This window comes from Paenimyroides baculatum, assembly GCF_008629655.1.
Lineage (GTDB): Bacteria > Bacteroidota > Bacteroidia > Flavobacteriales > Flavobacteriaceae > Flavobacterium > Flavobacterium baculatum.
Window position 1 is genome coordinate 338,280 of sequence record NZ_VWSG01000003.1, and the last position, 14,357, is coordinate 352,636.

Here is a 14,357-nt window from a genome sequence, read left to right on the forward strand (position 1 = left end):
TTTTAATTTGTAAAAAATTCATCAATGGAACTTTTATTAAAAGCCGAAGCATATATTTTCAACCTTTTCAAAGATAAACTATCTTCTGAATATATTTATCATGATTATTTACATACTTTACGGGTGGTAACTGCGATAAATGAACTGATAAATGGCGAACATATTTTAGAGCCTGATGCTACGCATTTAAGGGTTGCTGCATGGTTTCACGATGCCGGTTACATAAATGGACCTGAAAATCATGAAGAGAGAAGTTGCGAAATTTTCAAAGATTTCATTAAAGAAAATTCTTCTGAAAATGTAAATATTGATCAGGTTTGTAGTTTGATTTTAGCAACAAAATGTTCACATTTCCCGACAAATTTATTGGAGATGTGTATGAAAGATGCCGATTTTTATCATTTTACATTAGATAATTACAACGAGCTTGGCGAATTATTGAAGAATGAAATTGAAACTACTTGTACAAAACAGCTGACTGATATTGACTGGTGCACAGAAAATTTGACTGTTTTAACTAAAAATCAATATTATTTTACCGATTATGCAAAAACATACTGGCAGCCAAAAAAGGAGAAAAATATTTTTAAACTTCGCGAGAATTTAGAGAAATTAAAACTGAACAAAAAAGGAAAAAATAAAGAACTAAAAGAGAAAAAGCTGGAGAAATTGGATCGACCGGAAAGAGGAATCGATACGCTTTTTCGCACCACTTTAAACAATCATACCCAATTAAGTGCCATTGCAGACAGTAAAGCAAACATTTTACTATCGGTAAACTCCATTCTTATATCAATTTCGTTAACGGCGATTATCCCTAAATTAGACAGTCCGAGTAATGCGCATTTAATTATCCCAACTTTTATATTACTTATTTTCAGCGTTATAACCATTGTTTATACCATTTTGGCTACCAAACCAAAAGTGAGTTCAAACACTGTTACTAAAAAAGAAATTGAACAACGCAAAGTAAATATTTTGTTTTTCGGAAACTTTCATCAACTCCCTTTAAGTGATTTTAACGATGCCATGAACGATTTAATGAAAGACCGCGATTATTTGTACGATACCTTGATTAAAGATTTGTACTATTTAGGTTTGGTTTTGAACAAAAAATATAGAATGTTGAGCATTTCGTACACGGTTTTTATGTACGGAATAATTATTTCGGTAGCTGCTTTTTGTATCGCTTTTATACGAATTTAGTCAGATAATTGATAAAATCAGTGTAAGAGAATATTTTAAAATTATCGATATTAAAATCGGTATTAATTGTTACGCGCAAAGCTTTTAGATCAGTAATATCCTGCAGATCTTCAACCGTTAAGTATTCTATTTCGTCTGTAAAATAATTTTGATCCTTTAAAAAATCGATATAATTCAAATAATCATTTTTATCGGTTTCATTTAAATAAACAATGGTCACTTTATTGGCTTGTACCAAACGTTCGCTGGTATTTTTAACCATTGCTTTCGCCAAACGTTTTTTCATTAATTCAAAGCGGATATCATCGTTACTTTCAACATCAAAACGCTTTTCATCCATTCTAAATTTAATCGAAATAGATTCGTTATAAACTAAAATCAAGCTGGTTAAATCCATATCAAAACTTAACTTCTCCTTTAAATTTTGATGCATTACCACCACTTTACACATAACCTGAAGTTGCCATAAACGTAAATTATACAGATACATAGAATCGTAAATTTGAGTCGGAGTTATGCTGTTGCCAATGAACAAATTGTGTTCTACGCCATCGCTTCTAAATCGTTCAAAATAATGTGGATAAACGGTTTGCACTGCAATTTGCTCGGTATCTAAAACATCGGTCAACTGCTTGTTAACGGTTTGTATGGCTAGATCGTATTTTTTGCGCTGATGCCAGAAACGCTGGTGTTTTTCATCTAACTGCTCATTATACTTTTTAATAATTGTTTGATATTCTTCTTTTTCGCTTAACTGTTTAAACAACGGATGAATCGTGTCAATTATATATCGATGAATCTGCGCTTCGGCTACAAACTGATGAGTTTTTAACTGATTTTGAAAGAAAATAATTTCATTTATGCGCTGTTGAAACAACAATGTTTCTTCTTTCGGTTTGATAAATTCCAACACATTCAGAATTTCTTTTAACTGTCTGCGCAAATCAGTCAGCATGGCATTGTTCCTGAATTTTGTTGAAGACTGAATATCGGTTTCGCCATAAAGCGGATAAATATTTTCGAATTCAATTTCCTTTAAAACCGTTTCGGTATTATGTGTTTTGGCAAAATAATAGTTTTTTGCCTGTTCTTCGAATTTCCAGTTTACGCTTGGGTGGAATGTTGTATATTCTCGCTGAATAATTGCATCCAGTTCATTTTTTACATCGATCTGATATTTTATAAACGTATCGTTAATTAGCGGCATTACATCGTTCAACTTGTTTGCGTTAACAGTGTGCAAAGCAAAAGGAATGCTGCTTGTAATTTCGATATATGCCTGAAAAGCATCGGTTTTTTTAATAGGAGCCAGAATAAAACTGCGAATATTTTTAGTTTGCAGATAATCTAAATATGGAATCCAATCTTTATGGTTGTACAATTCTAAAATATCGGTTACACAGAAATAATCAACCGAATTATTAAACTGTTTAAAAAACTTTTTTGCTGCATTTAAAAGTTCTTTTGAAGCATTTGCAGGAATTTTAAAATCGCTTTTAAAATCGACAACCAAAGGCAATTCTATAAAATCATACGAAAGATCGTTCACAAAGAAAATACCGTAATCTATATTCTTCTCTTTAAATATTGACCTAAAAACCTCTTTCCCTTCTGTAATACTGATACCTTCCTGCCCAGGTTTTAACAAATTTGTTTTTATACTTGATATAGTATTTTCAATGGTAACATCGGTCAAAGTAATAATTCCAAAACCTTTAAGAATCCAACTGTGAATCGGGAATTTTTCTTTCCAAACAGTAATATCGTTATAACTACGCTTCAGCATTTTAATATCGTCTTGCGTAATTTTCAATGCATTTTCGGTAGGAATCAGTTCCGTAAAATCGCCATTAAATGTAATGCGGTAATGTTTCATCACACCATTTTTATCTGGAATATCGTAAAACATTGGTCGCGATAAATCAAAGTTTTCGCCATACCAACTGTTTAAAATCAAGCAACAACTGAAAATGTAATACTGATCGTTATTAAAATCACGAAAATTAATTTCGAATTCCTCACCTGCTTCACTAATTATCTTTTGAAAACGCTGTGTAAAATTAAAGTTGAAATTTTGAAAAGGTAAACTCACCGCTTTTATTTCATTTGCTGTTAACGCAGTAGGAAATAAATCGGCAAGTAAATTATGAATCAACGGCAAATTGTCGTAAATAAGTTTTTTAGAGGTGATTCCTTCATACAATTCGGGTACTTTGGCAACTTCGTCTAACAACGATTGTGCATAAATGGCACGATAAGGCGTTTCGGTTTCCTTGGCGATTTCCTTCAACGCATTAATAACTTTATGGAAAGAAATTACAGAATAAAACGGACTTTGACTAAAATAATCGATACCTAAATTCAACTCGTCATTCATAAATAAACAGCTTTTTACAAATGTACAATTTTGAGTGATTTGTTTTTATTTTGATTATCTAATAAAAAAACGAACACTAATTCAAAGTGCTCGTTTTGAGTAAAGTTAAATTGATCAAGTAATTAATTATTTTGCAACAACCGTTCCTTTGAAAGTCAATTGTTTAGCAGAATCACTGTCGCTTGTCGTTACAGTTACACTTTTTGTAAAGGAGCCCGCACTCGCAGCATTATAAATTGCATTTACATATCCTGTTTTTCCCGGAGCGATTGATTCTTTACTGTAATCTGTTGCAGTACAACCACAAGCAGCTTTAACATTCGTGATCAAAACCGTTTTTGAAGTAGCATTTGTAAATTCAAATTTAATGTTTTTTGGTGTTCCCTGTGGAATTTCACCAACATCAATTGTTTCAGATTTCCATGAAATAACTGCATCCGCAACATTTTCAATGATGTTGTTTACATTTAAAACTGAAGCTGAGGCAGGAATTACCATCAATGAAAGTGCAATTAAAGACGTTTTTAAAATTTTCATAATAAATAATTTAAGATTAAACTAATTTTGATTTGTTATGAAACAAAAGTATAATCTCTATGGTTTTACTGTTGTTAACCGTTTTCAATCTTTTGTTAATGAGTTGTTAATCGTAAATAAACTCGACTCTTTTTAATTAATATTGTCTCAAGAAATCATTATTCATAGCGGAAATTCACTTGAAAATCAAAAAACTAAATATCATCATTGCTCTTGGTTTGGTTGCGACCATCGGGATTCTGATTGCGCAGTTGATCTGGACTTACAAAGCATTTACTTTAGAAGAGAAGAAATTTTCACAGAAAATACACATCGCTTTATTGGAAGTAGCTCGTCAGTTATATGAAAGTAACGGACACGAATTCTCTAGTAAAGACCTTATTCAGAGAGTTTCAAATGATTATTACGTTGTAAATGTAAATGATAACATTGAACCAAAAGTTTTGGAACATTACCTAAAAACGGAATTTTCAAAATTTAATATCGTAACTGATTATGAGTATGCTATTTACAATTGTGAAAGCGATGATATGATGTATGGGAAATACATTTCGATTGATGATGATTTGATTCATAAAAAAACAATTGAATTTCCAAAATCAAATAATCTAGTATATTATTTTGCAATTCGATTTCCACAAGAAACCTCGTATTTGATTAGTTCGTTGCAATTTTGGTTTGTGCTTTCTTTTGCATTGATTGTGATACTTTTGGTTTATGTTTATTCGATTTATACCATTATTCAACATAAAAAATATTCGGAATTGCAGCGGGATTTCATCAACAACATGACGCACGAATTCAAAACGCCTCTCTCGTCTATCCTACTCGCTTCTAACTATTTAAGTAATCAGGATTTAGTTAAAAACGATTCAAAACTTGAAACCTATACTTCCATCATCACAACGCAAGGAAAAAAACTGAACAATCATATTGAAAAAATCCTAAATATTGCCAGAAATGATGAATCAGCATTAGCAATTAATCCTATAAAAATTCAATTATTACCTTTTTTGAATGAAATTATAGAACCTTTAAAATTGAAACATGAAAATTTAAAAATTGAAATTTATGTAATTCCTGCTGAAACAATTTTTGCCGATGAATTTCACTTTACCAATATAGTGCATAATTTAATAGATAATTCCATTAAATACAGTGAAGAAAATCCTGAAATTAAAATTAAATCAACAAGGGATAATAAAGAACTAAAGCTAGATTTTTCAGATAATGGAATCGGAATTCCAACCAAAAATATTTCTTTTATATTTGATAAGTTCTATCGAGTTTCAAACAAAAAAAGCAATGAAGTAAACGGTTTTGGATTGGGCTTATTTTATGTAAAAAAAATAGTTCAGCAGCATCATTGGAAAATTTCTGCTCGAAATAATTCCGAAAAAGGTTTAACGATTTCAATCACTTTCCCTAATTCTTAAAAGATGAAATACAGAATTTTATACGCCGAAGATGACGAAACAATTGCTTTTCTTACGCAGGATAGTTTACAACCTAATTATGAAGTTGTGCATTGCGCAGACGGAAAATCGGCTTTGGAAATGTTCAAATCAGATTCATTTGACATTTGTTTGTTTGATATTATGATGCCAAAATTGGACGGATTTGAATTGGCACAAGAAATTCGTGCTTTAAATTCTGAAATTCCTATCATTTTTATTTCTGCCAAAACCTTGAAAGAAGATAGAATTAAAGGTCTGAAAATCGGTGCCGATGATTATCTGGTAAAGCCTTTCAGTATCGAAGAATTAATTCTAAAAATTGAAATTTTCTTAAAACGAACGCAGAAAAATAATTCTGAAAGTTATTTACCTAAAGTAGGAAAATATGTTTTCGATTCCAAAAACTATAAACTTTCCAACTTATCTGAAACTATCATGTTAACGCAGCGCGAATCGGAATTGCTCAAATATTTTATTGATCATAAAAATACGGTAGTAAAGCGAGAAGAAATTCTAAAAGCACTTTGGGGAGATGATGATTATTTCATGGGGCGAAGTTTGGATGTGTTTATTTCAAGGCTTCGTAAAATCTTTTCAGACGACGATTCTGTTTCCATTGAAAATCTACATGGAATTGGGTTTAGATTTTATGGAACCTAATATCATATCATTCATTGGAAGTGTGTTTTGTTAATCTAAAGTAAAAAATAACATCTTTATTTATTTAAGTTATTCAAACATGTTAATTTTTATTATATTTTTGAAAAAATATAACAATGTATGAAACACTTATTTACTATTTCCTTATTTTTTTATGCCTTATTGTTGAATGCACAAACAGAGCAACATTTAAATAATTGCGGTACAGAGTATGTACTTGAAAAAAACTTTGACAGCCAGTTTGAAAAATTTTACCAAAGTCAGATAGAATTAAAATCTAAAAATCCGGTAACTTATTATATTCCTGTTGTCTTTCACATTATACATGCTGGCGAAGCTCTTGGGATTGGATCAAACATTTCTGATATTGATGTATATACTGCGTTAGAAGTATTAAATAATAATTTTAAAAACAATCACAACCACACAAACGGTAACAGTACCAGCATACAGTTTGTTTTAGCTACTAAAGCACCAAACGGATCATGTTCAACTGGTATAAATCGTATTAATTTTAGTAATAATCAAACCTATATTCAATATGGGAATAGATATTCTGCTACCGACAATGGAGTAGATGCAACTACAATTAGAGCTTTATCTAACTGGAATCCTACACAATACTATAACATTTGGGTAGTAAACAAAATTACTGCTGCACAAGGTGTTTCCGGTTATGCATATTTTCCAACAGAACATGGAAAAATACATGACGGAACAATTATTTCTTATCAATATTTAGTTGGTGAAAGTAGTAAAACACTTACACATGAGCTTGGTCACAGTTTAAATCTAATGCATACTTTTCAAGGATCAACAGGAACAAACTGCCCTGCACAAATCAATGGTTGCGGAGCTGATGGTGATTGTGTTTCGGATACTCCACCTCATCCTCAAACTCATGCAAACGATTTGGTTTTAACTGCTGCAAACAATTGTTCAGGTAACAACAATTCTACATATAAACATAATTATATGTCATATGCAAGACATGAATATAGAAACGTTTTTACACCTTTACAAATTGCAAGAATGCAAAGTGCTATTCCCTTTTACAGATCATCGTATTTGCCTGCTACAAATAGTGTTTTTAAAATGACGCAAGCACCACAATCTCAATTTTTAATTAATAATAGTATTTCATCTTTTAAACAGTTTTTTTGTATTGGAACACCCATTTCTTTAAAAAACACCTCGACTTGTTTTTTGAATACATTTAATAGTACAACTTTGGTAAATTATACAAGTAAATGGGTTATTACAAAAAATGGGCAAACAATACTTACCTCGACGGAACCTAATCCAACAATTACTTTAAATCAAGTAGGAACTTACAGTATAGCCTTAACTTCAACGAATAATTTGGGATCAAACAGTATTATAAAAAGTAATATTATTGAAATTCTTCCACAAAGTTCTAAAAACTATTGTACACCTACTTCTTTTAATGTAGGTAATTTTGTGTACTCAATTAATAATGTTAAGCTGAATTATATCAATAATAGTACAGCAATCGGAATTAACAATGGTTATACAGATTTTAGCTGTACGCACATAACCAAAGCTACTTTTGATAAACCTAACAAAATTGATATTACAGTATCTAACAATCATACTTCCGTTAAAGACAACTTAATATTACAAGGTTATATAGATTATAACGACAATGGAACTTTTGAATCTAGCGAATTAATATTACAAGAAACTGTACCTCCTTCCACAAATAATAAAGTATATTCTTATAATTTTACACCTCCTACAAATGTTAAAAAAGGTGAAGTTTTAAGAATGAGAATTATTAGTGAGCGTACAAGTATTACCAATGCAAAATTAAATTGTACAACACAATATAATATTGGAGACATTGAGGATTACGGAGTTATTTTTGAATCTTACCTTTCTAGTAATGAATTTGAAAAACAGAAATATAACATTTACCCGAATCCTGCTGAAAACACATTAAATATAAATTCTGATAATTCTGAAGAAAAATTGATAACTATATATACAAATTCAGGTCAATTAATAAAAAGTTTAAAAACTACAGATGAAAATTTATCCATCGATGTTTCTCAAATTTCTTCCGGAACATACATTTTAAATATTAATAATGTTCCTTATAAATTCATAAAAAAGTAATAAAAAGCCCTAAAATTATTTAGGGCTTTTTATATATCTAAATATTATCAACTAAAAAAATAGTTTAAAAACTACATGAATAGTTGTATAACTAAAATTTTAGTTTACATTTGTAATATCAAATTTTTAATATGGAAAAGCTGACGAATAAAGAAGAAGAAATAATGCAGGTTATATGGCAATTGAAAAAAGTATTTGTAAACGATATTTTAGACGAGATGCCCGAACCAAAGCCACATTACAACACACTTTCAACAATTGTGCGTTTATTGGAAGAAAAGGGCTTTTTAGCTCATAAAAGCTACGGAAAGTCACATCAATATTATCCCACAATTAGTTTAGAAGCTTATCGTGGAGTTTTTGTGAAAGATTCTATTAAAAAATATTTTGGCAATTCGGTTTCTAATTTGGTTAACTATTTTGTGAAAGAAGAAGAATTATCACAGACTGAAATTGATGAGCTGATGAAAATTATTGAAAACAATCAAAAAAAATAGCCTATGCATCCGTTTCTTGATTACATTTTAAAAGCGAATTTACTGCTGATCTTTTTCGGACTCTTCTATCTAATCTTTTTAAAAAGAGAAACTTTTTATCAGTTAAACCGTTGGTATTTTATAGGATCTATCATTGTTTCAATCAATGCTCCGCTTGTTACTTTTACAAAAACGGTTTTTGTAGAGCCAATTCCGGTTGAATATTTTACGAACGATAATGAAACTGTTTTTATTAATGAAGTTGTTAAAGAACAATCTTTTTTAGAAACCATCGATTTACAACCGATTTCAGTTTACCTGATTCTTTTTATAAGTTCTGTTTTAATAATCAGAAAAATATATGCGGTTGCAAAACTTTATCGTTCCATAAAAAAACTGCCGAGTTTAGGTGCTTCAAACATCAAAATTACTGCAGATATCAAAACTGTTTACTCTTTTTATCAATGGATTGTTGTTCCGGAAAACTTTTTTCAATGGCAAAACCACAAAATCATTTTAGACCATGAAAGCATCCACTTAAACCAAAAACACACATTTGATCTCATTTTAATTGAATTGGTTGCTGCTGTTTTCTGGTTCAATCCGTTGGTAAAAGTAATGCAGCGCGCTATAAACACCAATTTGGAATTTATTGTGGATCAAAAAATGATTGAAACTACAGAAAGTGTTTTGTATCAAAAAAATCTTCTACAGTTTCAAACGAAATACGCCATTCAATTTGTGAATTCGTACAGCGCAAGTGAGATTAAAAATCGCATTTTACAACTAAACTCTAAAAAATCAACCAATATGAAAAAACTTAAATTTTTATTAGCAACACCGGCTTTGGTAGCTTTCTTTGCCTTGTTTCAGATTGAAACGGTAGCACAAGTTAAAGAATCTATTGAGGTGCAGGAAGTTTTTGAAAACGATGAAGTAGAAGGTTCTTTTTATGTAATGATTCACAGTAAATATGACGATGACTATTACAAAAGAACTGTGAAAATGCTTCGTGAAAAATGTAATTTAGATATTACTATTGATAACCTAAAGCGTAATAAAGATGGTGAATTAACATCTATTAAAATTTCTTGTAAAGATGATAATCAGTATTTTTTGAATGAAAAAATGCAATCTAACAAACCATTTGAACCATTCCGTCTTTATGTTTATAAAAATGATTCTGGCAAATATTATATTGAAACGGTTTCAGAAAAAAACGCGAAAGAAAAATTAGCTTCTGTTCCTGAATCTGACTTTTTCATGCTTTTAGATACTGTTGAAAAAGATTTAGAAATATTGAAAAATGATAGAAAAACATTTGATATAGTTGCTTCTAAATTTCCAATAGTAATTGATGGAATTTTAATGAATAAAAATGAATTGAAAAATTTTGATACATCAAGAATTCAATCTGTGCATATTGATGCAGGCAATCCAGAAAAAGGCACTATTGTAAATTTATCAACCAATGATAAAGACAATTTTGGCAGCCGTATGTTTACTTTTAAACTTGCAGATGATAATACTGATAAACCTTCTAATAAAATTCTGATTAATGGTAAAGAATCAACTGAAGAAGAATTAAGAAACTACATTAATAAAATAAATCAGCAAAGAAAAGATAGCCTTTCCTCATCAAACAAAATGCAAGTACAAAAACTAAATGATAAAGACACTCATGTCACTATAAAAGGAATAGGTAGTTCGTCAAATAATAAGATAGTCCATATTGTTGATGGTAAAGAACTAAATTCTGGAGATTTTAGAAAAATTCATCCAAGTGACATAGAACGTATTGATGTTTTAAAGGATAAAAAATCAATTGAAAAATACGGAGATAAAGCAAAAGATGGTGTATTATTAATTACAACAAAAGGTAAAAAAGAAGTTTCGTTTCAACAAAAAACACAAGCTTTAAAAGCAAGAGAATTGTCGAAACAGAAAAAAAACCATTTTATATATGTTCAAAAAAAGGATCTTTCACAACATAAACAAATAGTAGAAAAACAGCGTCAAAAACTTTTAGCAAAAAGAAAAGAAACTGTAATTGTTTCAAACAAAAAATCGGATAAAAAGCTATTAGACGATGATTACAAAACTTTAACTGGTATCTTCAATGATGTTAATAAAACGGTTAAAGAAGTCGAAGATGAAAACTTTAAAATTACATCGGTTAGAGCTTCTATAACTCGGAAAGATGGTACAAAAGTAGAATTATCTGAAGTTTATTAAAACAAAAAAATCCTCTCAATTTGAGAGGATTTTTATTTTGTAAAATCTATATTATTTCAATCCTTTTAAAGAATGTTCAATCGTTGCAATTTTAGATAAAGCATCGGCTTCTTTTTTGCGTTCGTTTGCAATTACCTGTTCCGGTGCGCCGCTTACAAATTTTTCGTTTGATAATTTTCCTTGTACCGAACGTAAAAATCCTTGTAAATACTTTAATTCTTCTTCTAATTTTTTAACTTCTTCTTCGATATTTACTGAACCTGAAATCGGAATAAAATATTCGTTTGAATTTACACGGTACGATAAAGCACCTGAAACCTGCTCGTTCACGTATTCTAAACTCGCAACATTTCCCAGTTTTTCAATAACGGCATCAAAAGTTTTAGAAGCATTATCGTTATTCAATACTTTTAAATCTATTGTTTCTTTAAACGAAATATTTTTGTCTTTACGAATGGTTCTTATTCCTGCAATTACTTCGCTTGCAAAATCAAAATCGGCAATCAACTGTTGATCGAACGATTTAATTTCTGGCCAAGTTGATATAATCAACGCATCTTCTGTTGAACGCTCTGCAATATACTGCCAAATTTCTTCGGTCAAGAATGGCATGTACGGATGCAGTAATTTTAAATTAGCTTCTAACATTTCTGTCGCTGCTTTAAACGTAATCGCATCTATTGGTTGTTGATATCCCGGTTTTATCATTTCTAGAAACCACGAACAAAAATCATCCCAAACCAATTTATAGATTGCCATCAAGGCATCAGAAATTCTGTATTTTTCAAAATGATCTTCAATTTCAGCCAACGTTTTCTGCAATTTTGCTTCGTACCAAGCTACCGCAACTTTTGATGCTTCGGGCTGTGGAATTGTTTCCGATACTTCCCAACCTTGAATCAATCTAAAAGCATTCCAGATTTTGTTTGTAAACGCTTTTCCTTGATTGCACAATTCTTCATCGAACAAAATATCGTTTCCTGCAGACGATGACAATAATAATCCACAACGAACACCATCGGCACCAAATTTCTCGATCAAATCTAAAGGATCAGGAGAATTACCTAATGATTTAGACATTTTACGGCGTTGATTATCGCGTACAATTCCGGTTAAATATACGTTTGTAAAAGGTTTTTCGCCTGTAAACTCGTATCCAGCAATAATCATTCGGGCAATCCAGAAAAATAAAATATCCGGACCAGTAACCAAATCGTTTGTTGGATAATAATATTTGAATTCTTCATTTTCCGGATTCACAATTCCATCAAAAACCGACATTGGCCATAACCAAGACGAAAACCACGTATCCAAAGCATCAGCATCTTGTGTAAGATCAGACGCTTGAAGTTGATTGTTTGATGTTTTGGTTCGAGCTAATTCAACAGCCTTTTCAATGGTTTCAGCAACCACAAAATCTTCTTTTCCACTACCATAATAATAAGCCGGAATTTGATGTCCCCACCATAACTGACGCGAAATATTCCAATCGCGAATATTTTCCATCCAATGACGATACGTATTATTGAAACGGTTTGGATACAGTTTAACTTCTTCGGTTTCTAAAACGGCTTTAATTGCAGGCTTCACCAAATCGTCCATTTTAAGGAACCATTGATCTGATAATCTTGGTTCGATAACTGCTTTGGTACGTTCAGAAGTTCCTACATTATTCAAGTGATTTTCTACTTTTTCCAATGCACCGATGGTTTCTAATTCTTTAGAAATTTCTTCGCGAACCACAAAACGATCTTTACCTTTATAATGTAAACCTAAATCGTTCATTGTAGCATCATCGTTAAAAATATCGATGATTTCCAAATTATGGCGTTCGCCTAAATCTTTATCGTTCACATCGTGCGCAGGCGTCACTTTTAAACAACCTGTACCAAATTCCATATCAACATACTCATCGAAAATAACAGGAATTACTCGGTTTGCAATTGGCACAATGGCGTTTTTTCCACGTAAATGCGCATAACGTTCATCGTTCGGGTTGATACAAATTGCAGAATCCCCCAAAATTGTTTCAGGGCGAGTTGTTGCAATGGTGATAAAATCGTTTGTACCTTCGATCTGATATTTTAAATGATATAATTTTCCCTGACGTTCTTCGTAAATTACTTCTTCGTCTGACAATGTTGTTTTTGCTTCAGGATCCCAGTTAACCATGCGGTAACCACGATAAATCATTCCTTTATTGTATAAATCAACAAACGATTTTATAACGGCAGCAGACAATTCATCGTCCATTGTGAACTTTGTACGTTCCCAATCACAAGAAGCGCCCAACTTTTTTAACTGCTCTAAAATAGTTCCACCGTATTTATCGGTCCATTCCCAAGCATGCTTTAAAAATTCTTCACGCGATAAATCGTTTTTATTAATTCCTTCTGCTTTTAATTTGGCAACAACTTTCGCTTCGGTAGCAATAGACGCGTGATCTGTTCCTGGAACCCAGCAAGCATTGAACCCTTTTAAACGCGCACGACGAATCAAGACATCCTGAATGGTGTTGTTCAGCATGTGCCCCATGTGCAAAACCCCCGTGACGTTTGGCGGCGGAATTACAATTGTATAAGGTGTTCTATGATCTGGTGTTGAACGAAAATAGTTGTTTTTCATCCAATAGTCGTACCACTTGGCTTCAACTTGTTTTGCATCAAACTGTGCAGGAATTGTCATATATTTTACTGTTTAAATCGTGTGATAAAAAAACAAAAATACAATAATCTTTAAAATTTAGTTCACTAATTTTAAATTTGTTAAGTTTGGCACAGGTTTTGAAAATATCATAACGAAATGCAAAAAAAATCAATATTGTTTGGATTTCATTTGAAACTATTTAAATTTACATAATTAAAATTAATTGAAACAATGAAAAAATTTTTAGGAATAGTAGCGATGACATTAGTTGGAGCTGCTTCATACGCACAAACTGGTCCAAAAATTGAGTTTAAAGCTGAAAACAACACAATCGATTACGGTACTGTTGTTAAAGGTGTTGACACAGGCGTAAGAACTTTTGAGTTTACTAACACAGGAGATGAGCCTTTAGTTATTACTAACGTTCGTTCTTCTTGTGGGTGTACGGTACCTTCAAAACCAGAGGCTCCGATTATGCCAGGTAAATCTGACAAAATTGAAGTAAAATACAACATGAATCCAGGTACAATCTCTAAAACTATTACTGTAGAATCGAATGCTAAAAACATCGAGAACGGAACTGTTGCTTTGTACATCAAAGGAAAAGTGGTTGAAAGTTAAAAA

10 protein-coding genes are annotated in these 14,357 nt (G+C 31.3%); 7 read left to right on the plus strand and 3 right to left on the minus strand.

Features of this window, described 5'->3' with window-relative positions; all coding sequences use genetic code 11:
* Positions 1-24 precede the first annotated feature (24 nt).
* Complete coding sequence (locus tag F0460_RS06220) at positions 25-1,206, plus strand: Pycsar system effector family protein (protein WP_150011324.1); 1,182 nt, start codon at positions 25-27, stop codon at positions 1,204-1,206.
* Here F0460_RS06220 and F0460_RS06225 read toward each other — a convergent pair.
* Entirely contained in the window at positions 1,193-3,583 is a 2,391-nt protein-coding gene (locus F0460_RS06225; RefSeq protein ID WP_150011326.1) for a GAF domain-containing protein, read from the minus strand. The genes F0460_RS06220 and F0460_RS06225 overlap by 14 nt on opposite strands.
* Before the next feature lie 126 nt (positions 3,584-3,709).
* Positions 3,710-4,120: a DUF1573 domain-containing protein gene (locus tag F0460_RS06230; RefSeq protein WP_150011328.1), complete on the minus strand. Its 411-nt coding sequence runs from the start codon at positions 4,118-4,120 to the stop codon at positions 3,710-3,712.
* A gap of 179 nt (positions 4,121-4,299) precedes the next feature.
* Here F0460_RS06230 and F0460_RS06235 point away from each other — a divergent pair, with 179 nt between their 5' ends.
* The 5 genes from F0460_RS06235 (at position 4,300) to F0460_RS06255 (ending at position 11,087) form a co-directional block, all read left to right on the plus strand.
* Positions 4,300-5,556: a sensor histidine kinase gene (locus F0460_RS06235; RefSeq protein WP_150011330.1), complete on the plus strand. Its 1,257-nt coding sequence runs from the start codon at positions 4,300-4,302 to the stop codon at positions 5,554-5,556.
* A 3-nt stretch (positions 5,557-5,559) separates the two neighbouring features.
* A complete protein-coding gene (locus F0460_RS06240; protein ID WP_150011332.1) occupies positions 5,560-6,237 on the plus strand; it encodes a response regulator transcription factor in 678 nt (225 codons plus the stop codon).
* A gap of 165 nt (positions 6,238-6,402) precedes the next feature.
* Positions 6,403-8,376 (plus strand): M43 family zinc metalloprotease, encoded by a 1,974-nt coding sequence (locus F0460_RS06245; protein WP_190304105.1) that lies wholly within the window; start codon positions 6,403-6,405, stop codon positions 8,374-8,376.
* A gap of 131 nt (positions 8,377-8,507) precedes the next feature.
* On the plus strand, positions 8,508-8,873 hold the full coding sequence (locus tag F0460_RS06250) for a BlaI/MecI/CopY family transcriptional regulator (protein ID WP_150011336.1): 366 nt from the start codon (positions 8,508-8,510) through the stop codon (positions 8,871-8,873).
* Positions 8,874-8,876: 3 nt separating this feature from the next.
* Positions 8,877-11,087 carry a M56 family metallopeptidase gene (locus tag F0460_RS06255; protein ID WP_150011338.1) on the plus strand — a complete coding sequence of 737 codons (2,211 nt, stop codon included), beginning with the start codon at positions 8,877-8,879 and terminating at the stop codon, positions 11,085-11,087.
* 51 nt (positions 11,088-11,138) lie between these two features.
* Here the strand turns inward: F0460_RS06255 and F0460_RS06260 are convergent, their stop codons facing one another.
* On the minus strand, positions 11,139-13,772 hold the full coding sequence (locus tag F0460_RS06260) for a valine--tRNA ligase (RefSeq protein WP_150011340.1): 2,634 nt from the start codon (positions 13,770-13,772) through the stop codon (positions 11,139-11,141).
* Between the two features lie 192 nt (positions 13,773-13,964).
* On the opposite strand from F0460_RS06260, the gene F0460_RS06265 reads away from it, so the two are divergent.
* Positions 13,965-14,354, plus strand: a complete 390-nt coding sequence (locus F0460_RS06265; protein WP_150011342.1) for a DUF1573 domain-containing protein — start codon at positions 13,965-13,967, stop codon at positions 14,352-14,354.
* Positions 14,355-14,357: the final 3 nt, after the last annotated feature.